The 19,086-nt window shown below is 32.5% G+C and carries 33 protein-coding genes; all 33 read left to right on the forward strand.

Going from position 1 to position 19,086, the window contains the following annotated elements; genetic code table 11:
- The first annotated feature begins 8 nt into the window (after positions 1-8).
- The 33 genes from H8707_RS07455 to H8707_RS07615 all read left to right on the forward strand — a co-directional run bounded on the left by H8707_RS07455 (position 9) and on the right by H8707_RS07615 (position 19,085).
- Complete coding sequence (locus tag H8707_RS07455) at positions 9-602, forward strand: ERF family protein (RefSeq protein WP_262429510.1); 594 nt, start codon at positions 9-11, stop codon at positions 600-602.
- 31 nt (positions 603-633) lie between these two features.
- Positions 634-1,419 (forward strand): hypothetical protein, encoded by a 786-nt coding sequence (locus tag H8707_RS07460; RefSeq protein WP_262429511.1) that lies wholly within the window; start codon positions 634-636, stop codon positions 1,417-1,419.
- Position 1,420: 1 nt separating this feature from the next.
- Complete coding sequence (locus H8707_RS07465) at positions 1,421-1,957, forward strand: replicative helicase loader/inhibitor (RefSeq protein ID WP_262429512.1); 537 nt, start codon at positions 1,421-1,423, stop codon at positions 1,955-1,957.
- Entirely contained in the window at positions 1,958-2,233 is a 276-nt protein-coding gene (locus H8707_RS07470; RefSeq protein WP_262429513.1) for a hypothetical protein, read from the forward strand. It begins immediately after the preceding gene.
- Positions 2,234-2,244: 11 nt separating this feature from the next.
- On the forward strand, positions 2,245-2,862 hold the full coding sequence (locus tag H8707_RS07475; RefSeq protein ID WP_262429514.1) for a hypothetical protein: 618 nt from the start codon (positions 2,245-2,247) through the stop codon (positions 2,860-2,862).
- Positions 2,863-2,864: 2 nt separating this feature from the next.
- Positions 2,865-2,990 (forward strand): hypothetical protein, encoded by a 126-nt coding sequence (locus H8707_RS07480; RefSeq protein WP_262429515.1) that lies wholly within the window; start codon positions 2,865-2,867, stop codon positions 2,988-2,990.
- The gene (locus H8707_RS07485) at positions 2,983-3,195 is read left to right on the forward strand and encodes a hypothetical protein (protein WP_262429516.1); all 213 of its coding nucleotides are present in this window, start codon (positions 2,983-2,985) and stop codon (positions 3,193-3,195) included. The genes H8707_RS07480 and H8707_RS07485 overlap by 8 nt, the downstream gene beginning before the upstream one ends.
- Entirely contained in the window at positions 3,137-3,565 is a 429-nt protein-coding gene (locus tag H8707_RS07490) for a RusA family crossover junction endodeoxyribonuclease (RefSeq protein ID WP_262429517.1), read from the forward strand. The genes H8707_RS07485 and H8707_RS07490 overlap by 59 nt, the downstream gene beginning before the upstream one ends.
- 2 nt (positions 3,566-3,567) lie before the next feature.
- Positions 3,568-3,882 (forward strand): hypothetical protein, encoded by a 315-nt coding sequence (locus H8707_RS07495; RefSeq protein ID WP_262429518.1) that lies wholly within the window; start codon positions 3,568-3,570, stop codon positions 3,880-3,882.
- 12 nt (positions 3,883-3,894) lie between these two features.
- Entirely contained in the window at positions 3,895-4,158 is a 264-nt protein-coding gene (locus H8707_RS07500) for a hypothetical protein (RefSeq protein ID WP_262429519.1), read from the forward strand.
- Entirely contained in the window at positions 4,159-4,350 is a 192-nt protein-coding gene (locus H8707_RS07505; protein ID WP_262429520.1) for a hypothetical protein, read from the forward strand.
- A 5-nt stretch (positions 4,351-4,355) separates the two neighbouring features.
- A complete protein-coding gene (locus H8707_RS07510) occupies positions 4,356-4,925 on the forward strand; it encodes a dUTP diphosphatase (RefSeq protein WP_262429521.1) in 570 nt (189 codons plus the stop codon).
- Between the two features lie 86 nt (positions 4,926-5,011).
- Positions 5,012-5,509, forward strand: coding sequence for a SprT-like domain-containing protein (locus tag H8707_RS07515; RefSeq protein ID WP_262429522.1), 498 nt, complete (start codon positions 5,012-5,014; stop codon positions 5,507-5,509).
- Positions 5,510-5,534: 25 nt separating this feature from the next.
- Positions 5,535-5,705, forward strand: a complete 171-nt coding sequence (locus H8707_RS07520; RefSeq protein WP_262429523.1) for a hypothetical protein — start codon at positions 5,535-5,537, stop codon at positions 5,703-5,705.
- Positions 5,706-5,758: 53 nt separating this feature from the next.
- Positions 5,759-5,956: a hypothetical protein gene (locus H8707_RS07525; RefSeq protein ID WP_262429524.1), complete on the forward strand. Its 198-nt coding sequence runs from the start codon at positions 5,759-5,761 to the stop codon at positions 5,954-5,956.
- A gap of 30 nt (positions 5,957-5,986) precedes the next feature.
- On the forward strand, positions 5,987-6,463 hold the full coding sequence (locus H8707_RS07530) for a sigma factor-like helix-turn-helix DNA-binding protein (RefSeq protein ID WP_262429525.1): 477 nt from the start codon (positions 5,987-5,989) through the stop codon (positions 6,461-6,463).
- Positions 6,464-6,623: 160 nt separating this feature from the next.
- The gene (locus tag H8707_RS07535; RefSeq protein ID WP_262429526.1) at positions 6,624-7,772 is read left to right on the forward strand and encodes a hypothetical protein; all 1,149 of its coding nucleotides are present in this window, start codon (positions 6,624-6,626) and stop codon (positions 7,770-7,772) included.
- Between the two features lies 1 nt (position 7,773).
- Entirely contained in the window at positions 7,774-9,216 is a 1,443-nt protein-coding gene (locus tag H8707_RS07540; RefSeq protein ID WP_262429527.1) for a helicase-related protein, read from the forward strand.
- Positions 9,217-10,926, forward strand: a complete 1,710-nt coding sequence (locus H8707_RS07545; RefSeq protein ID WP_262429528.1) for a GNAT family N-acetyltransferase — start codon at positions 9,217-9,219, stop codon at positions 10,924-10,926.
- A complete protein-coding gene (locus H8707_RS07550) occupies positions 10,923-11,453 on the forward strand; it encodes an IbrB-like domain-containing protein (RefSeq protein WP_262429529.1) in 531 nt (176 codons plus the stop codon). The genes H8707_RS07545 and H8707_RS07550 overlap by 4 nt, the downstream gene beginning before the upstream one ends.
- On the forward strand, positions 11,419-11,619 hold the full coding sequence (locus tag H8707_RS07555) for a hypothetical protein (protein ID WP_262429530.1): 201 nt from the start codon (positions 11,419-11,421) through the stop codon (positions 11,617-11,619). Before H8707_RS07550 ends, H8707_RS07555 begins: the two co-directional genes overlap by 35 nt.
- Positions 11,619-12,137 carry a hypothetical protein gene (locus H8707_RS07560; protein WP_262429531.1) on the forward strand — a complete coding sequence of 173 codons (519 nt, stop codon included), beginning with the start codon at positions 11,619-11,621 and terminating at the stop codon, positions 12,135-12,137. Before H8707_RS07555 ends, H8707_RS07560 begins: the two co-directional genes overlap by 1 nt.
- 5 nt (positions 12,138-12,142) lie before the next feature.
- Entirely contained in the window at positions 12,143-12,322 is a 180-nt protein-coding gene (locus tag H8707_RS07565) for a hypothetical protein (RefSeq protein ID WP_262429532.1), read from the forward strand.
- Between the two features lie 219 nt (positions 12,323-12,541).
- A complete protein-coding gene (locus H8707_RS07570) occupies positions 12,542-12,793 on the forward strand; it encodes a hypothetical protein (protein WP_262429533.1) in 252 nt (83 codons plus the stop codon).
- Positions 12,790-12,969 (forward strand): hypothetical protein, encoded by a 180-nt coding sequence (locus H8707_RS07575; RefSeq protein ID WP_262429534.1) that lies wholly within the window; start codon positions 12,790-12,792, stop codon positions 12,967-12,969. Before H8707_RS07570 ends, H8707_RS07575 begins: the two co-directional genes overlap by 4 nt.
- Positions 12,970-13,125: a hypothetical protein gene (locus H8707_RS07580; protein ID WP_262429535.1), complete on the forward strand. Its 156-nt coding sequence runs from the start codon at positions 12,970-12,972 to the stop codon at positions 13,123-13,125. It begins immediately after the preceding gene.
- A gap of 57 nt (positions 13,126-13,182) precedes the next feature.
- On the forward strand, positions 13,183-13,515 hold the full coding sequence (locus tag H8707_RS07585) for an HNH endonuclease signature motif containing protein (protein WP_262429536.1): 333 nt from the start codon (positions 13,183-13,185) through the stop codon (positions 13,513-13,515).
- A 154-nt stretch (positions 13,516-13,669) separates the two neighbouring features.
- Positions 13,670-14,035, forward strand: a complete 366-nt coding sequence (locus tag H8707_RS07590; RefSeq protein WP_262429537.1) for a hypothetical protein — start codon at positions 13,670-13,672, stop codon at positions 14,033-14,035.
- Positions 14,004-15,695 (forward strand): terminase large subunit, encoded by a 1,692-nt coding sequence (locus H8707_RS07595; RefSeq protein WP_262429538.1) that lies wholly within the window; start codon positions 14,004-14,006, stop codon positions 15,693-15,695. Before H8707_RS07590 ends, H8707_RS07595 begins: the two co-directional genes overlap by 32 nt.
- A gap of 12 nt (positions 15,696-15,707) precedes the next feature.
- On the forward strand, positions 15,708-16,859 hold the full coding sequence (locus H8707_RS07600; RefSeq protein WP_262429539.1) for a phage portal protein: 1,152 nt from the start codon (positions 15,708-15,710) through the stop codon (positions 16,857-16,859).
- A complete protein-coding gene (locus H8707_RS07605; protein ID WP_262429540.1) occupies positions 16,860-17,135 on the forward strand; it encodes a Gp49 family protein in 276 nt (91 codons plus the stop codon). It abuts the gene before it with no gap.
- The gene (locus tag H8707_RS07610) at positions 17,132-17,827 is read left to right on the forward strand and encodes a head maturation protease, ClpP-related (RefSeq protein WP_262429541.1); all 696 of its coding nucleotides are present in this window, start codon (positions 17,132-17,134) and stop codon (positions 17,825-17,827) included. Before H8707_RS07605 ends, H8707_RS07610 begins: the two co-directional genes overlap by 4 nt.
- A complete protein-coding gene (locus tag H8707_RS07615) occupies positions 17,817-19,085 on the forward strand; it encodes a phage major capsid protein (protein WP_262429542.1) in 1,269 nt (422 codons plus the stop codon). Before H8707_RS07610 ends, H8707_RS07615 begins: the two co-directional genes overlap by 11 nt.
- The last annotated feature ends 1 nt before the right edge of the window (position 19,086 follow it).

The following is a 19,086-nucleotide window of genomic DNA, read 5'->3' on the forward strand; positions in this document are numbered from 1 at the left end:
GAATAATTATGAATATATATGAAAAGCTAATGAACATTCAAGTAGATTTAAAAGCACCTAAAAATCAATTTAATAGTTTTGGTAAATACAATTATAGAAGTTGCGAGGACATATTGGAAGGATTAAAACCTTTACTAAACAAACATAAAGCTACTCTAACGATAGATGATGAGATAGTGCAAATAGGCGATAGATATTATGTTAGGGCTACCGCAAGATTACACGATACTGGTGATGGTCCTGTTATAACAACAACTGCTTATGCAAGAGAAGATGAAACAAAAAAAAGAATGGACTTAGCACAAGTAACTGGAAGCACATCTTCATACGCACGTAAATACGCTTTAAATGGATTATTTGCAATAGATGATACTAAGGATAGTGACAGCACTAATACGCATGGTAAAGAGGATAAGGGACAATCTACAAAAGAACAATCCAAAAGCCAACAAAATAGAAAGTCGACTACAAATTCAAATACCAAATTTAGTACTCTAAAATGCATTGACTGTGATGAAGATATAACTCAAGCGGTTAAGACATTTTCAGAGAAAAAATTCGGAAGAGCTTTATGTATGAATTGTCAGAAGAAAGAGAAGTAAAGGGAGAGCAATCTCCCTCGGAGGTGAACGGATGTATACGAAAATAGATGCTTTAATGTGGAGTGATTGCAAATATAGGGAATTGACCGATGATGGAAAATTATTATTTGTCTATGTATTGACTTGTAACCACAGAAATATGTTAGGGATATATCATCTACCAATTCCATATGGTGCATATGATTTGAATTGGGATAATAAACGGTTTAGTAAAGGGTTAGAGGAACTGTTGCAAAAGGGTTTAATAAACTATAACTCTAACACCAATATTATTTTAATTCCCAACTTTTTAAAGTACAATCCACTTGAAAATCAAAATCAAGTTAAAGGTGCAATAAAAGCTATAAGTTCAATACCTACAATTGGCTTAAATACTGAATTATTAACTACTTTGAAAGCCTTTGATAAACCCTTTGTTGAACCCTTAATTAAACTGTTAGAGGAACGGTTAGGTAAACAAGAAAAAGAAGAAGAAGAAGAAGAAGAAGAAAAAGAAGAAGAAACAATAGAAGAAGAAGTAGAAGAAATTAAAAAAACCACTCCTAAAAAAATAAAATTTGGTGAATTTAAAAAAGTATCTCTATTAGAAATAGAATATCAAAAATTAATAGACAAATTAGGACAAGTATTAACTGATGATTTAATAGTTAGATTAGACAATTATAAGGCAAGCACAGGTAAAAATTATAAATCGGATTATGCGACTATTCTTAATTGGAGTAGAAAAGAACCTATAAATAATAATTCACCCAAAAAGTCAAGTAATCCATTTCTTGAAATGATGCAAGATGAATTAGATAAGAACGGAGGATATTAATTTGAATAAATTTGAAACTATAGGAATTATGGCAATCTTAAAAGAAGCCTATCCAATGTACTACAGAGATAAAACAAAAGAAGAATTAAATGTATCGGTATCACTTTGGGCTGAAATGTTTGCTGATGATGATATTAATCTTGTAAAAGCTGCGGTCAAGTCCTATATAGCAAATGATACAAAAGGTTATCCGCCAGTAATAGGACAGATTAAAAATTCACTATATAAGTTATCAGAGCCTGAACAAATGAGTGAGGTTGAAGCTTGGGGATTGGTGAGTAAAGCAGTAAGAAATGCTTACTATAATTCAGTCGATGAATTCAATAAATTACCACCAATAATACAAAAAACAATAGGAAGTGCAGATAGGCTAAGAGAATGGTCACAACTGGATATACAAACAGTTCAATCTGTAGTATCAAGTAATTTTATGAGAAGTTACAAGGCTAAATCGCAAACCGAACAAGAGTATAAAAAGTTACCAAGTGACATCAAACAACTACTAAATAATACAACTCTACAAATAGAAGGTGACTAGGTGAAATTTGAAATATATGGGCTATCAAAAGAAACTATAGACCAAGATAAATGGGGCGAAAAACAAGGAATATTTTTAGGCACTTATGACGGAGTACAATTTTCATCTAATGAATATGAACTAGAACAACTAGAAGAATTTGATTATATCCATATATTCATCAACGGACAGTTAAAATCGCATTACCCTAAAAGGTTTAATCAAAATATCAGAGAAAAGTTAAAAAGAGATTTTACAAGAGAATTCGGGGAGAACATTCAAATAAGTTTACTGTAAGGAGGTTAGGAATGGAAGCTAAAAAATGTAAAATATGTGGAGAAAAATATCCTGAAACATCAGAATACTTCTATAAAAGACGTGATTATAAAAATGGGTTAGATACTACTTGTAAATTTTGTAGAAGAAAAGAAGATGCAGAAAGAAGAGAAAGACTAAAAGCAAATACAAAGAAATGTAGTCAATGCGGTAAAGATAAGCCTTTAAACGAAGATAACTTTGACAAGCTAAAAGTAGTATATAGAAGTGTATGTAAGAGTTGTAGAGATAAAAATAAAAAGAAACATTTAGAAACTAAGCAGAGAAAGAAAAAAGAAATAGAACAATTTAAAAAAGAAAAACGAGAAAGAGACATACAAGATGAAAAAGCATTTAGAAAAATGATAAGTCAACCTCGCACAAAAGGATTAGCGGATAAGGAGTTTGATTATCCACTTACGATAGGCAAGAAATATAAAGTTATAAAACTAGCTTTACGAGAAGGACAAACTAGAACAAATGAAACTTTTCAAGGAGAACTTACACAAATAACAGATAATTTCTTTGTATTAAAAAATAAAGTAGGATTTTGTGAATGTTTCCTAAAAAATGATTACAAGCTAGGCGAAATAAAGATTTTGGAGGTGTAGGTGTGGATATAGAGAAAAACAAAGTCAACGAAACAATCATAGAAGCAGTAAGGATATTTAGAGATTATCCATCAATGACAATCTGGGATGCGATAGAGAAGGCTAAGGAAGTGATTAAGAATGTCTAAAGTATTAAAGAAAACTTCACTAAACAATATTAGGTTTAAAATAATAGAGTTTTTAGATAGAAAAAGGTTACTTGGAGTTCATAGAAAATGTTGGGCGAATTTAGTTGTATGGAGTATAGGAGCGACAACGTGGGGAGAGATACCAGATGCTATTTGTAGTAGTTGTCATTATTGCCACCCGGCAGGATATGAGAGGGACAGGTGATGAAATGAAAATAGTAATACCGGGTGAATTACCTGATCTAAATACAATAATAGCAGAATCTAAAAAAGGTAGAGGAAGGTATCAACCTTACAACGACATAAAAAGAGAAAATACTGAGAAGGTAGCTTGGATAGCAAAGTCTAAGATAAAGAAGAAGTTAAGCAAAATAGACCTTGAAGTTAATTGGATATGTAAAGACAAACGGAAAGATAAAGATAATATTCAAGCAGGAACTAAATTTATTTTAGATGGACTAGTAGAAGCAGGAATAATCGAAAATGACGGATGGAAGCAGATAGGAGACATTACTCATAAGTTTAAGGTAGACAAGCATAATCCGAGGATAGAGGTAATTATTAAGGAGGTATAAAAATGTATGCAATTTTAACATATAGCACAGACCAAACAAGACCAAATTATCAAATAGAATTTACAACATCAAAGAAAAAGGTAAGAGAAGCTTTAAATTGTGAGATGAAACCAACTTATGGAAACCCTGAACTTGCAAAGAATTGGCATAATGACATTAAGTCAGTTTATGAGATGCCACCAAGTTGGAGAAAACCGACTAAAAGCTTTATAAATAAGGAAGTAGAGCGGCAAAAAGGAAGTATATATAGTCCGAATGCTAACGGTGTAATGGCTAGTTGTATCCGCAGAGATGGGGTTGAAGTTAAAGAAATCTAAGGAGGTATAAAAGTGAATTGCTATAGAACTAATTGCAAAGAAAAATGTAACGATATAAAGAAAATGTATTGCTTATATAAATTAAATAAAGAACAGCAAAAGGTTATAGCAAGAATAAGAAAAAATAATAAGAATTACTGTAGGCATTGTGGAGGAAAGCTTATACAAAGTAAATATATGGGACAAGTTACAAGGCTATGTACAGGGTGCGGGCTGGTAACCAAAGGAGATAAAATAATAAGGAAATGTCTAATAAATAGCAGGAAGGTGAGTTAGATGAAATTTGCAAGTGGATTACTTATAGGATTTGGTCTTAGTTGGATTTCTATGTATTTAGCAATAGAACAATATATCTATAAAAACGAAGAAGATAAGAAACTAATAGATGAACTTGTAACAGAAAATAACGGATATAAAAAGGTAATACAAAAATGGAGAGATGAAGCAGATAAAACTTATTGGGGGTAGGGGAAATGATTAACAGTAAAGAAGCTTGGAAATGTGCATTAGATATCGAAGGGGAGGATAAAGGAATGAATTTAAAAAAGTTATATAAAATGCAAGATGAACTAGATAAATACATTATTAAAATTAGAAATATAGCAATGAGTGATGAAGAACTACTAGATAAGACAATATTAGCTTTATTGGTAGAAGTTGGGGAACTTGCAAATGCGACACGTTGCTTTAAGCATTGGAGTACAAAAGGACCTGAAAGCAAGGAAAGACTTCTTGATGAATTAGCAGATGTACTCCATTTTTACCTAAGTATAGGCAATCAATTAGATATTTATTATATAAATGATGAAATAAGGGAATACGAAAAAATAAGGGACATGACAAACACATTTAAATCACTTTATTATTGGATATCCAAACTAAACAATACAGATATAAAAAATGTAAATAGTCATGCTTATTACAATATAGGGATAGGCATTAAGATACTAACACACTTACTAGGCTTTACAGATGAAGAAGTAGAACAAGCATATCTAAAGAAACACGAAGAAAATTATCGTAGACAAAGAGATGGATATTAATATGTGTGATTGCATAAAACAAACGGAAGAAAAATTCAAACAGCACCTAATGTTTTTTATGTGCAATGGAAAGGGAGGATTAAGAAATGATTACATGGCTAAATACACCATTTGAAGATGTAATACAAGCAACTAGAAATTTATATGGGGACTTTGATTGTGAAATAGAGTGGGATAACAAGTTAAAAGAAAAAGAAGGAGTATATGGGCTAACGACTTTCTTGCCTGATGAAAAAGTAATTATAACTCTAGATGCAAAAACAGAAGTAGAAACACAAGTAGAAACACTGGGACATGAATTAGCACATGTTATAGTGGGCCATGAAGTAGAGCATGGGGCAGAGTGGGAAGAAGTTTTTGATAATATATTTAAAGAATACAACAGATATTGCGAAAGAAAGTATTCAGATAAAAACCAAAAGAAAGTGACTTATAAAGGTTGTAGAGGGGCTTTAGAATTTATTGCTGATATAGCTTATGGCTATGATAATTCTAAAAGTGTAAAAGCATTGGAAAAATTGATAGATGAAATAAGGATAGAGGCATTAAGAGCATTAGAATCAGGTGAAGGATATAGGATTTAATGGAAATTAGAAAGGAGTTCTGAAAATGGATAAGGAAACTTTTTTAAAAATAGAATATGAGACAGAGGCTAAATATGGTTTTGGATGTGGATATTGGAGAGTTTGTGATGACCATGCCTGTGCTTGTGCATTATCTAGTAAGGTATTTGATGCAGAAATATATGAAAAAATGAGAAAAGCAAACTTTAAAGGTTAACTGAACATAACAAGAATTAAACGTCGGAAAAACGTCGGGAAGGGGAATAAAAGTTGGATAGATATGAAAATTTAGCAAATGCAATAATAGTACAAGCCTGTAAGGATTATCAAGAGCCAAGATATAGAAAAGAAGTAGAGAACTTTTTAAAAAGTGACTGGTTTAAGGCACTTACAGATATGGATGGAGATAGATTATTAAAAGAATTAAAGAAAAAGGTTGAAGAAAAAAAGCAATCCAAGGGGGTATGACTTATAAATCAATATAGTAAAGTAGAAGGAATGTTATATGGACACTATAAGCGTAAGAAACGCTTGGACAGGCTTAGAAGCAGGGAAATAAGAGTACAAAATAGAATAGATAGACTAAGAAAAGACATCAAGGAATGCAATGTAGACCTTGAAGATACTATTAAAGCGATAGATTACTCCAAGGATGCGATACAAAATAATTTAGTTACATCAAACATAGAGGCAGAACTTGAAAGAGCGGTAGATAGAATATTTAAGGAAATAGAGATAAACATAAGAGAAAAGTATAAAACTAAAGCTAAAATAAATAATTTAGAAAAGCAAATTGAGGATGTAGAGTTATTGCTTGAAGATCTACTAGAAGAAGAAAAACAAATTATAGAATTAAGATATGCAGAAAAACTAAGTGATAAAGCAATAGGAACTATGTTAAATATGAGCAGAACTACTGCACAAAGAAGAAGAACAGAGATAATATATGAGTTGATGAATAAGGTGAGGGACTAATGCAGTCCCTTTTTATTTGTCGAAACTTTGTCGAAATAAACTTTAAAAATAATTAAACTATTTATAAAAAAATACTTGCAAAGTCAGTACGACTATGATATTATATAATCACAGATAGAGATAAACGGTAAATAGAAAAATAAAAATAGGAGGAATAAAGATGGCTTGGTATTATGGAACATTTAGTTGTGGACACGAAGGAAGAGTAAATATAATTGGACCTACTAAGGATAGAGAATGGAAAAAAGAAAGAGCGTTTAACAAAATGTGTCCTGAATGTTGGGAGAAACATCTAGATGAAGAAAGAGAAAAAGCTAACAAAGAAGCGGCTGAAAAAGCTAAAGAAATGGAACTACCTCAATTAACAGGTTCGGAAAAGCAAGTAGCTTGGGCAATTACGTTAAGACAAAACTTAATAAATTATTTTAACGAGTCGGTTGATGATAAGATGGTAATGAAAGGACTATCTGAATATTATGGATTTATAGACATCACAAAGGAAGACATACTGACTATAAGAGATTATATAATTGAAAATAAAACAGATGCAAAATATTATATAGATAACAGATCTGATAGACTTTGGGATTATATTGAAAGAGAAATTAAGAATGCAATAAAATCAGAAAAAGAATTAATAGAAGAAAAAGCTATAGTGGACATTAAATTAGAATCGACTGTTTATCCAGACAATAAAATTACAAATGTGGTAGCAGAAATAACAGTTAAAGATGATAAAGTTACTGTAATGTTTGAAAAAAACGAAGATTTTAGACAATTAGTTAAAAGTCTAGGTTACAAGTGGGAAGGCACTTGGGAAAGAAAAATTACTGAATACACTGGTAAAGCAGAAGATAGAGCAGCAGAGCTTGGGAACAAATTGCTTAATGCAGGATTCCCAATAATGATACTAGATGAACAAACAAGAAATAATGCTGTAAACGGATTATATGAGCAAGAATGTAAGAGATGGATAAAGTTCAGGGAAAAAGAAAAAGTATTAGCGATCAGTTGGCAGGGTAGAGATGACAAATTATATAAGACAGCTAGAAAATTACCAGGTAGCAAATGGAGTAGTCCCTCTGTAGTAGTTAAGATAGAAAGATATAAAGAAGTTGAAGAATTTGCTCAATTATTCGATTTTGAATTTTCTAAGGCTGCATTAAAGGCTATAGAAGAATATAAGGAAGCTTTAAAGAATGTAGAAGTAGTTGCCCCAGTTAAAGTAGAAGAAAATACTCCTAAAGATGGTCTAAAAGAAATACTAAACAGCAGTATGAAAGTATTAGAAGATTTAAAGGATGATTAATATGAAACTTCTAACAGAGTTACAATCTCACCAGGTTGCAGCTGTAGAAAAACTAAGTAAAATTAAAGTAGGAGCTCTATATATGGAAATGGGTACAGGGAAAACAAGGACAGCTATAGAACTAGCATATAAAAGGTTTATAAAAAACAAAATTGATATAGTTTTATGGCTGTGTCCTTGCTCTGTCAAAGAGACAATTAAAAGAGAGCTAGGGAAACATATAGAAGGGTTTGAAGAGAAATTTATAATTGAAGGTATTGAAAGCTTATCGAGTAGTATAAGACTTAATACAGAGCTATTAAAGCTAGTACAAAGAGAAAGAGTAATGCTAATAGTAGACGAAAGCAATCTAGTCAAGAATCACAGAGCAAATAGGACAGTTAATATAATTAGACTTTCTAAGTATTGCCCTTATAGGCTAATTTTAAATGGAACGCCGATAAGTAGGAATGAGAAGGATTTATACTCTCAATGGTATATTTTAGATTACAGAATATTAGGTTATAGGTCTTTTTGGTCCTTCGCTGCTAATCATTTAGAATACGACCAAAGAATAAAAGGAAGGATTAAAACGGTATTGAATTTAGATTATTTAGTAGGAAAGATAGCACCATATACCTATCAGATTAGAAAAGATGAATGTTTAGATTTACCTTCAAAAACTTATGAAACTGCTTATTATCACCTTACACATGAACAATATGAGCATTATTCTCAAGTTGCAGATGATTTATTGTTTGAATTAGACGAATTAGAACCTTATACTATATATCGACTATTCGCAGGGTTGCAAAGTGTTATAAGTGGCTTGAAGGTAAAGGTAGGGGAACATTTAGAAACTGAAACTTTTTTTAAAAATCCAGAAAATAACCCCAGGATACAGAAGCTTATGGATATCGTAAACTTAGATGAAAAAACAATTATATTTTGCAAATATACTCACGAAATACAAACTATAGTAAAATTGCTTAATGAAGAATATGAAGAAGGAATTGCAGTAGAATTTTATGGAGAATTAAATCAGAAGAAAAGGCAAGAAAACTTGAAGAAATTTCAAGGCGACTCTCAGTTCTTAGTTGCAAATAAAACATGCGCAGGGTATGGGTTAAATCTTCAATTTTGCAGCTATGTAGTTTATTATAGCAACGATTGGGACTATGCTACTAGGGGACAAAGTGAGGATAGAGTTCACAGAATGGGACAAAAGAACAATGTTCATTATGTAGATATATGTGCTGCTAATACGTTAGATGAAAGAATATTAAGATGCTTGCAAAGAAAAGAAAACTTGATTGAAAGTTTTAAAGCAGAGCTAGAAGAGCAAAAGGATATAAGTGTAGTAGAAAAATATATCTACTATAAAGATTATAAAGGTAGGACTAAACTTGGAAAGATTGAAAAGGAAGAAATAAAAACTATAGAAGAATTACAGGAGGTGAAATAGTTGGCTAAGATATATAATGATAAAAATGTATTGGATGCAGCAATAGAAAGATATGAAATAGTTTTTAACGCATTTGATAATATTTATTTTAGTGTTAGTGGTGGAAAAGACAGTAGTGTTATGCTTCAATTAGCAGCTATGGTTGCAAGAAAAATGAATAAGAAATTTGATGTACTCTACATAGACTTAGAAGCTCAGTACAAAGCAACAATTGAACACGTAGAGGAGTTGATTGTAGAAACAAAAGATGTTGTAGGAAGATTTTATTGGTGCGCCTTGCCATTGAGTTTAAGAAATGCGGTGTCGGTAATTCAGCCTAAGTGGATATGCTGGGACAAAAATGATAAGCACAAATGGGTAAGAGAAATGCCTAAAAACAAACATGTAATAAATGAAGATAATTGTCCTTGGAACTGGTTTAGGCGGGGAATGGAATTTGAAGAATTCATAGTTGATTTTGCAGTATGGTACCAAGAACAACATAATTCTATAGTAGGAGCAGGAATAGGAATTAGGTCAGATGAAAGTCTTAATAGATTTAGAACTATAATATCAGATAAAAAAGTTAGATATAAGAATTATGGGTGGACCACACAGTTAAAAATTAGCCAAGATAAATGGGTAGATGTATATAATTTTTTCCCTATTTATGACTGGAGAGTAGAGGATATTTGGGGATCAGTATCGAAATTAGACTTAAAGTTTAACGAAATATATGAGTTAATGTATAAAAATGGACTATCAATTTACGAACAAAGGCTATGTCAACCTTACGGGGATGACCAAAGGAATGGTCTAGATCAATTTAAAGCCCTAGAATATGAAACATGGGAAAAGGTATTAAATAGAGTGCATGGAGTTAATTTTGGGAACATCTATGCAAGAACAAGTTTACTTGGCAATATTAAATCTGAAAAACCTGATGGTATGACATGGGAACAATACACAGTTTGGTTATTAGAAAGTCTTAGATTATATGCTCCTGAGTTAGAAGATCATTATTACAGAAAAATTAAAACATTTATGTCCTGGTGGGAAAAAGAAGCTGATATTACACCTAAAAATATGCCTGATGATAAATGGGAGATTGAAGGATATAGACAGTCTCCATATTGGAAAAGAATAGCTAGAGCTATAGAAAAAAACGACTTCTGGATGTCAAGGTTATCATTCGGGCAAACGAAATCAGATGTAGAAAGGCTGTTTGAACTCAAAAAGAAATATAAAAACTTAATATACGGAGCCGATACAGACAGTACACCATTAAAAAGAATAGCTGCTCAACTTAATAAGGAGGATGAGGATGTGTTAAAGGTCAAGGTCTATAAAGGAAGTTACGACAAGAGTGAATTTTACTCAATAATGGGAAGGTATTTTGCTGAAAGAGAGTTTCGTAAGGAGCTACAATATATAATAAATGACGAAAGCATGGAGTGGTATCTTTTCTATGAGGGTGATGAATTAGCAGGTTTTTCATCTGTATCAATAGAAAAAAACAAAGTAATGTTTGGCAATATGTATGTTTTAGAAAGTTTTAGAAACAAAGGGGTATGGTCATTTATAGCCGATTATCTTGTTAAAGAATATAAATCCTCTACAATACAAGTGTTAACCAACATAGATAAATTGATTTCTGCTTGGGGGGAAAGAGGATTTGAAGTAACAGGAAATAGAGGTAGTTATAGTGTTATGAGGAGGAAAAATAAATGAAAAAAATTGAATTCCCAGTACTGAATGTTAAAATGATACCAATTGAAAAAGTTGTTGCTAATGATTACAACCCAAACAAAGTAGCAGGTCCTGAAATGAAATTATTAAAGAAATCTATAGAGGAAGATGGATATACTCAGCCAATAGTTGTGATTTATGACGAAGAACAAGATTTATATACAGTTGTAGACGGCTTTCATAGATATAGATGTGCTAAAGAATATTGGGATTTAAAAGAGATACCTTGTACAGTTATAGAAAAAGATATTAAAAATAGAATGGCATCTACAATAAGACATAATAGGGCAAGGGGAACACATCAAATTAAAGATATGAGCGTTATTGTAGCTGATTTGTACAAAATGGGATGGGATGATGCTGAGATATGTAAACAGTTAGGAATGGATCTAGACGAAGTTATAAGACTTAAACAGATTACAGGATTAAAAGAAGCATTTGCGAATCACGAGTTTAGTAAAAGCTGGGAAGAATATGAAAGCAAATACGCAGAAAAACACTGTATATAAAACAAGTCATTGTCTATTAATGATACTTAAAATAGAGGAAGAAATAGAAACATCACGAATCCTTAATTATTATAAAGAACTTGTTAAACTAGGATATGTTGAAATAAATGGCACTAAATTAAAATTAACAGAAAAGGGAAAATCTAAATTTAAGGGGGAAGAATAATGTACAAATATGAAGTAGGTCAAATAGTAAAAGGATTACAAAGTAATCAAGAAGGTGTAAGATTTGACATGACTGATATCGGATCAACAATGACTATTTTGTTTAATAAGCCAACACGAAATGAAATTGAATATGTTAAGGCTGGTAAATTACAATTTGGAATGTTTGTCAAAAATGACATTATATTTATACTTAGTAAGTTTGGTAGTCTACAGTGGATGGATGCTCCGTATCATGTAGCTTTATCGAAAAACCTGACTAAATTAAATGACATAGAAGATGGACAAGGGTATAATTGTCATATTATTTTAGCTGACAGCTCCACCGGTGAGATAAAGGCTATGAGGTTGATTGGTTTTAGCACTCAATATTCAATCAAATTAAAGGAAAACATTGAAGCACAACAGAAAACTGAATTTAACAAGGTTCAGTATGATGTAGATTTAGCTAGTACAATGATGAATTATTCTACAAAAGAAATGGTAAGATTCTCAGAAATAAATTGTAGGATAAGGTGATAAGTATGGAAACTAGGAAAGCTAAATTATTAGCTGCAATTAGAAAATCTGGAACTGGTGGCACTACCTTTAGAGCTACCCTTCCTTCTAAATGGGTACGTACTATGGGGCTTAGTGAAGAAGTAAGGAATTTAAAATTAACATTTGATGAAATTGGAAAAAAAATTATTGTAGAAAAAGATTAGTTGGGCAAAAAACGGGCAAAAAACGGGCAACACCTACTAAGAGACTTATGGTATAATGATATTGAGGTAAAGTGTATAATATAATTAAATAACTAAATTGAGACCAGATTCCTTGCGAGGACTGGTCTATTTTATTTGGAGTGATTAAATGGGATAGAACGTCACCACATAATATATCGTTCGCAAGGGGGACTTGACTTCGAACTTAATTATAAATATTTGACATCAACTGAACACAGAGGAAACAACGGTCCCCATAAATGCAAAGAAACAGATTTAAAGTATAAATTAGAACTACAAGAGAAACTAGAGCAACTACTTACTAAGGATTATTACAACATAAAAGAATTAATAGATTTACTAGGGTTAAAAGAGGTACAAGCTAATAGAGCATTTAGGAAGTTGTTGAAGGTAAATGGAATAGAACGTGAAAAAGTACTGAGAAGGCTAATGGGAGGTCGGTTATATTGACCATAGGCGAATACATAAAACTAACTGATATAAATACATACTATAAGTTATTAAAGATGTGTAGCAAGGCGATAGACAAGCCTAAAATAGAGTTGGGTTGTAGTGTAGAAGAACTAATGAGGGCAGATAGCTACACTAGACAGGGTAGAAGGATTAAACAAAGGAGATGGGGATAGATGGATGAAGAAAAGATAGGTAAATTAATAAGCGAATTAGATACTGCAGTAGGAATGTTAATAGTAGCATCAATGACAGATAATACAGTCAAAGAAGCTATGAGAAAAGTATCGGAAGTATCATTTGAATTAGGAATGATGTGTGATGGGAATTAGTTTTATCCCAACGGTGAAGGAAGTTAATCGGATGGCTTGAAATAGCGAAAGTAAAATTTGAGGGATGATAGCGTGGCAAGAGACTTTGCAATTAAATTTTACAACAGTAAACAATGGAAGAAGTGCAGAGAAACATATAAACAATCAGTAAACGGATTATGTGAGAGATGTTTGAAAGATGGTAAGTATGTACCAGGGGATGAAGTACATCATAAGGTATGGCTTACTCACGATAACATAAACAATCCAGATATAACTTTATCGTTTAAAAACTTAGAATTACTATGTGCGACTTGTCACTCGATAGAACACAATAGGATAGAAAAGGAAGTAGTACGAGAAGGATTAATGTTTAACAGTAATGGGGAGTTAGTGGAGAGCAATCCCTAAATAATATCATAATATAAGGCGAAGTGGTAGAGGAAGTGCTATCCCCCCTATAAAATAAGGTCAAAGTGGGGCTATGAATACCGTGTGTCAACCTTTCTACAATGCGTAAGCTCACACGTGACCCCCCTACCCAAAAAGAAAAGAGGTGATATATGTGGCAAAGAAGAGGGAATTGACAAAAGATGAAAGAATATTAAAAGAGGACAAGAGACTAAGAAAGATTTACAAAGATATAGACAAAGATAAACAAGCATTAATAGATGGCCTTATCAGTAGAGCCGCATATATGCGGATAACTCTTGAAGATTATGAAAATGATATAATGCAAAATGGATACTTTGAAATGTTCACTCAATCAGAGAAAACCGACCCATATGAAAGAGAGAGACCTGTTGCAAGGCTTTACAATACAATGAATAAGAATTACCAAAGTATAATAAAACAATTAAGTGACCTACTACCAAAGGATACAGAGGTGGTGGAAGACGATGGCTTTGACAAGTTCCTTGCAGCAAGATAATTATATATTAGAATACTGGAATGATATACAAACTGATAAAGTAGCAGTAAGCAAAAAGATATATAAAACTTATAAAAAAGTAGTACAAGATATAGAAAATCCAGGTAGATGGCATTATGATGATTTGAGAGCAAAACACGCAGTTTATTTCATAGAAGAATACTGTAGACATTCCCAAGGAGAAATGGGAGGACAAAAGATAATTCTTGAAACTTGGGAAAGAGCAATGATAAGTACAATATTCGGCTTTGTAGACAACGATGGATACAGAAAGTATCGTAGAGCAGTATGGATAGTAGGTAAAAAGAACGGTAAATCATTAGTAGCAAGTGCAGTAGGATTATATATGCAAATAGCAGATGGAGAAATGGGACCTGAGGTAGTAAGTGCTGCAACAACAAGGGACCAAGCTAAAAAGATTTGGGAAGCAGCTAAGGCCATGGTAATGATGAGCCCAGTCCTAAAAAAGAGAATTAAACCTCTAACTGGCGAATTATCCAGTAAGGCTTTTAACTTTGGAACATTTAAACCCTTATCAAGTGATTATAATACACTAGATGGATTAAACCTTCATTGTGTACTGCTAGACGAATTACAACAATGGAAAAATGGTTTAGCTTTATATGATATATTGGCAAGGGGTATTTCAGCAAGGAAACAACCTTTAATCTTTATTACTACAACAGCAGGAACGATAAGAGAGGATATATACGATGTAATTTATGATGAGTGTGAATTAATTATAAATGGGTACGAAGATCCAAACGGATATAAAGATGAAAGAACAATCGCATTTATATATGAATTAGACGAGAGAAAAGAGTGGACTGATGAAAAGTGTTGGGTAAAAGCTAACCCAGGACTAGGGACAATTAAAAACTATGATATATTAAAAAATGAAGTAGAAAAAGCAAAGGAAAATCCTTTATTAGTTAAAAACCTATTATGTAAGGATTTTAATATAAGAGAAACATCAACTGAAACTTGGCTTTCATTTGAAGATTTAAACAATACAGCTACATTTGATTTGAGAGAATTAAAACCGAGGTATGGAATAGGTGGAGTTGACTTATCAAGCACAACTGACCTAACCAATGCAACGGTTATTTTTATGTGTAGAGATAATCCGACAATATATGTATTACAAATGTACTGGTTGCCCGAGGACCTATTAGAGCAAAGAGCAAAGGAAGATAAAATCCCTTATAATATTTGGCGAGATATGGGACTATTGCAAACTACACCAGGTAACAAAGTTCATTATAAATTTGTGACGGATTGGTTTTTAAAAGTGCAAAACGAACTAGATATATATATCCCTTGGATAGGATATGACAGTTGGTCCGCAACTTATTTTGTAGAGGAAATGAAGTCTTATTTTGGTAAAGATAGTATGGAGCCAGTAATACAAGGTAAAAAGACTTTATCAGGTCCTATGAAATCATTAGGGGCAGATTTGGCAGCTAAAAAGATTAATTATAATAATTCGCCAATACTTAAATGGAACTTGTCAAACGTAGCAGTTGATATAGATAAAAATGACAATATACAACCTACAAAGGGGAGTAATCAAAGAAAAAGAATAGATGGATTTGCAGGCCTATTAAATGCTTATGTAGTTTTAGAAAGACACTATGAAGATTATATCAATATGATTTAAGGAGGTGATTACTTGGGAATATTTGATAGATTTAGAAATAAAACAGTAACAGTATCAAAGTATAAGATGATAACAGATGAAGGTGATGGCTTTTATGCGTGGAATGGTAACTTATATCAATCCGATATTGTAAGAGCAGCAATAAGACCAAAATCAAGGGCGATAGGCAAGGCAATAGGTAAACATATTAGGAATAGCCCTGATGGAATGAAAATCAACCCTGATGTGTATATGAGATTTCTATTAGAAGAACCGAATCCATATATGACAGGACAAATGCTACAAGAAAAACTAATAACTCAATTAGAGTTAAACAATAATGCCTTTGCCTATATAAATAGAGATGAAAATGGTTATCCTATTGAGATTTATCCTATAACAGCAACTTATGTAGATGCGGTACAAAATAACCAAGGAGAATTATTCCTTGTGTTTATTCTAAAAAGTGGCAAAACAGTAACATTTCGATATACAGATGTAATTCATCTTAGAAAAGATTTTAATAATAATGAAATATTTGGAGATAGTCCAGCTAAAGCATTAATGCCGCTTATGGAAATTGTAAATACCACTGACCAAGGCATTGTTAAGGCAATAAGAAACTCTAACATAATAAGATGGCTACTTAAATTCAATCAGTCTCTAAGGCCAGAGGACTTGAAGAAACAAACTAAGCAATTCATAGATGATTATATGAATATTGAAAGTGATACTGTAGGTGCTGCTGCTACTGATGCAAAAGCAGAAGCTAAGCAAGTAGAGCCTAAAGACTATGTACCTAATGCAGTGCAAATGGATAAGACCACTCAAAGGATATTATCATTCTTTAATACCAATGAGGATATAGTCCAGGGCAAATATGATGAAAATAAATGGATCTCTTATTATGAAAGTTCAATAGAACCTGACATAATTCAGCTTAGTGGAGAATATACAAGAAAGTTATTCTCAAGAAGGGAGAGAGGGTTTGGCAACAAAATAATATTTGAAAGTTCTAATTTAAACTTTGCTAGCATGCAAACTAAATTAAATTTAGTTCAATATGTAGACAGAGGAATAATGTCTCCTAATGAAGTAAGAGCAATACTTAATTTGGCACCAAGGGAAGGTGGAGACCAATATGTATTAAGGAAGGATACTGGTATAGTTGGAGGAGGTGATTAGGTGAGAGAAGTAAATGAAGTTAAATCAGTAACGCAAAAACAAATAGATGAAATATTATTCAATTCAGAGATGAAAGAATTTCATAGAATATTCGGCAAGCAATGCATTGTAGTAGCGCTTTTACCTAATGGCTTTACTATAGTAGGGGAGTCAGCTTGCGTAGACCCTAACAATTATGACGAAACAATAGGCTATGATTTGGCGGTGAAAGACATCGAAAAACAGCTATGGATGTTGGAAGGTTACCTATTGCAGAACAAGGAGGTGATTAGGTGAAGGTAAATATAAAAGGTCCTATAATATCAAATAGCGAAGCTTGGATCTATGAATGGTTTGGGATTGAAGCCACAAGCCCTAATTCAGTAAACAAAGTGTTGGAATCTGCAAAAGGTGAAGATGTTGAAGTGGAAATAAATTCAGGTGGCGGAAGTGTATTTGCTGGAAGTGAAATATATACTGCTTTAAAATCCTATCAAGGCAATGTTACTGTAAGGATTGTAGGATTAGCCGCAAGTGCTGCAAGTGTAATAGCAATGGCTGGTAAAAAGATTATAATGTCTCCTACAGCACAAATGATGGTTCATAATGTATCTTCTTATGCAGAAGGTGATTATAGAAGCATGGAGCATACAGCCGAAGTATTAAAAAGTGCTAATAATACTATTGCCAATGCTTACAGGATAAAAACAGGCAAAACACAAGAAGAATTACTTAGTTTAATGGATAGTGAAACATGGATGACAGCAGAGAAAGCTAAGGAATTAGGATTTATAGATGAGGTAATGTTTGAAAATGATATACAGTTAGTAGCGAGTACAGATTATTCAGGCATGTTGCCACTAGAAGTAATAAATAAAATAAGAAACACAATTAAGAATCCGATTAATTCAGAAAAGAATGAGTCGGATATTTTAATGGCAAAATTTAATTATTTAAAATTGAAGGGAGATGTTAAGCATGAAGTATAACGAATATTTAGAACAAAGAAATGCATTAATGACAGAGGTAGAAAATCTAATCAATGAAGGTAAAATTGAAGATTCCAATGCAAAGATGGAAGAAGTAAAAGCATTAGATAACAAGTTTGAAGAAATTAAGTTAGCAAATGCTAATTTAAACGCATTGAAGGACAACAACAAGGTATTAGACTTAGAAAATAAAACAGTAAAAGTAGAGGGGGTAAAAGTAGTGGATAATATTTTAGAAAACAAAGTAGTAAATGAAAGCAAAGTATACGAAAATGCATGGGCAAAATATATACAAGGTAACAAGCTAGAAGGAAATGAGTTAGAAGTATTTAACAAGGTAAATAAAGAGTTTAACAATGCTTATACTCACACAACAGTTAACACACCAACATTAATACCTGATACTGTGGTAGCTGGAATTTGGGCAAGAGCAGAAGAAATGTATCCTTTGTTAGCAGATGTTAAGAAATACAATGTTAGAGGTACATTAACTATTAACAAGCATACTGCAATAGCAGAAGGAGATGCAGCTTGGTATGATGAAGCAACAGCAACAGCAGATGAAAAGAATGTATTTGGGCAACTTCAATTAACAGGATGTGAACTTGCTAAAGCTATCACTGTGACTTGGAAAATGAGAGCAATGGCAGTAGAAGAATTTATTCCATACATCAAGAACGAACTAGGCAAGAGAGTAGGGGTAGCACTAGGAACCGCAGTGCCTACAGGTAAAGGCAAGCCAGGCGAAAGTGATACATTCTTACCTGAACCATTAGGAATAGAAACTGCATTATTAGCAGAAACAGACACTCCACAAGTAGTGACTTATGACTTTGACAATGTAACTACAGCAGTGCCACTAACTTACGCAAAGATAACTGAAGCTATTAGTAAAGTACATTCTTCTTACTTAAATGGTTGTGCTTTCTATGCTAATAACTCTACAATTTGGACACAACTTGCTAACATAACAGATGAAAATGGTAGACCAATATTTATTCCAGATACTACAGCGGGTGGAGTAGGCAGGATGTTAGGTTTTGTAGTTAAAGCAGATGCGGGAGTAACAGCAAATAATATAATCTTTGGTAACCCTGGGGAAGCATATATCATGAACACCAATGAGCCAATGAGTATTGCAACAGAAGAACACGTAAAAGCTAGAACTGTAGACTATGCAGCATACACTATCGTAGATGGAGCACCTTTAGATACTAAAGCCTTTGCATTAATTCAAGAAGTAGTAGTGGCTGGATAAG

Origin of the sequence: Paratissierella segnis (assembly GCF_014385195.1) — a bacterium.
GTDB lineage: Bacteria > Bacillota > Clostridia > Tissierellales > Tissierellaceae > Paratissierella > Paratissierella segnis.

Excerpts from the sequence above, each read along its gene's own strand:
- H8707_RS07455 (WP_262429510.1), top strand. The coding sequence starts at position 9 with ATGAATATATATGAAAAGCTAATGAACATTCAAGTAGATTTAAAAGCA.
- H8707_RS07460 (WP_262429511.1), top strand. The coding sequence starts at position 634 with ATGTATACGAAAATAGATGCTTTAATGTGGAGTGATTGCAAATATAGG.
- H8707_RS07475 (WP_262429514.1), top strand. The coding sequence starts at position 2,245 with ATGGAAGCTAAAAAATGTAAAATATGTGGAGAAAAATATCCTGAAACA.
- H8707_RS07485 (WP_262429516.1), top strand. The coding sequence starts at position 2,983 with ATGTCTAAAGTATTAAAGAAAACTTCACTAAACAATATTAGGTTTAAA.
- H8707_RS07490 (WP_262429517.1), top strand. The coding sequence starts at position 3,137 with ATGCTATTTGTAGTAGTTGTCATTATTGCCACCCGGCAGGATATGAGA.
- H8707_RS07495 (WP_262429518.1), top strand. The coding sequence starts at position 3,568 with ATGTATGCAATTTTAACATATAGCACAGACCAAACAAGACCAAATTAT.
- H8707_RS07505 (WP_262429520.1), top strand. The coding sequence starts at position 4,159 with ATGAAATTTGCAAGTGGATTACTTATAGGATTTGGTCTTAGTTGGATT.
- H8707_RS07510 (WP_262429521.1), top strand. The coding sequence starts at position 4,356 with ATGATTAACAGTAAAGAAGCTTGGAAATGTGCATTAGATATCGAAGGG.
- H8707_RS07515 (WP_262429522.1), top strand. The coding sequence starts at position 5,012 with ATGATTACATGGCTAAATACACCATTTGAAGATGTAATACAAGCAACT.
- H8707_RS07520 (WP_262429523.1), top strand. The coding sequence starts at position 5,535 with ATGGATAAGGAAACTTTTTTAAAAATAGAATATGAGACAGAGGCTAAA.
- H8707_RS07530 (WP_262429525.1), top strand. The coding sequence starts at position 5,987 with ATGTTATATGGACACTATAAGCGTAAGAAACGCTTGGACAGGCTTAGA.
- H8707_RS07535 (WP_262429526.1), top strand. The coding sequence starts at position 6,624 with ATGGCTTGGTATTATGGAACATTTAGTTGTGGACACGAAGGAAGAGTA.
- H8707_RS07540 (WP_262429527.1), top strand. The coding sequence starts at position 7,774 with ATGAAACTTCTAACAGAGTTACAATCTCACCAGGTTGCAGCTGTAGAA.
- H8707_RS07550 (WP_262429529.1), top strand. The coding sequence starts at position 10,923 with ATGAAAAAAATTGAATTCCCAGTACTGAATGTTAAAATGATACCAATT.
- H8707_RS07555 (WP_262429530.1), top strand. The coding sequence starts at position 11,419 with ATGAAAGCAAATACGCAGAAAAACACTGTATATAAAACAAGTCATTGT.
- H8707_RS07560 (WP_262429531.1), top strand. The coding sequence starts at position 11,619 with ATGTACAAATATGAAGTAGGTCAAATAGTAAAAGGATTACAAAGTAAT.
- H8707_RS07565 (WP_262429532.1), top strand. The coding sequence starts at position 12,143 with ATGGAAACTAGGAAAGCTAAATTATTAGCTGCAATTAGAAAATCTGGA.
- H8707_RS07580 (WP_262429535.1), top strand. The coding sequence starts at position 12,970 with ATGGATGAAGAAAAGATAGGTAAATTAATAAGCGAATTAGATACTGCA.
- H8707_RS07595 (WP_262429538.1), top strand. The coding sequence starts at position 14,004 with ATGGCTTTGACAAGTTCCTTGCAGCAAGATAATTATATATTAGAATAC.
- H8707_RS07615 (WP_262429542.1), top strand. The coding sequence starts at position 17,817 with ATGAAGTATAACGAATATTTAGAACAAAGAAATGCATTAATGACAGAG.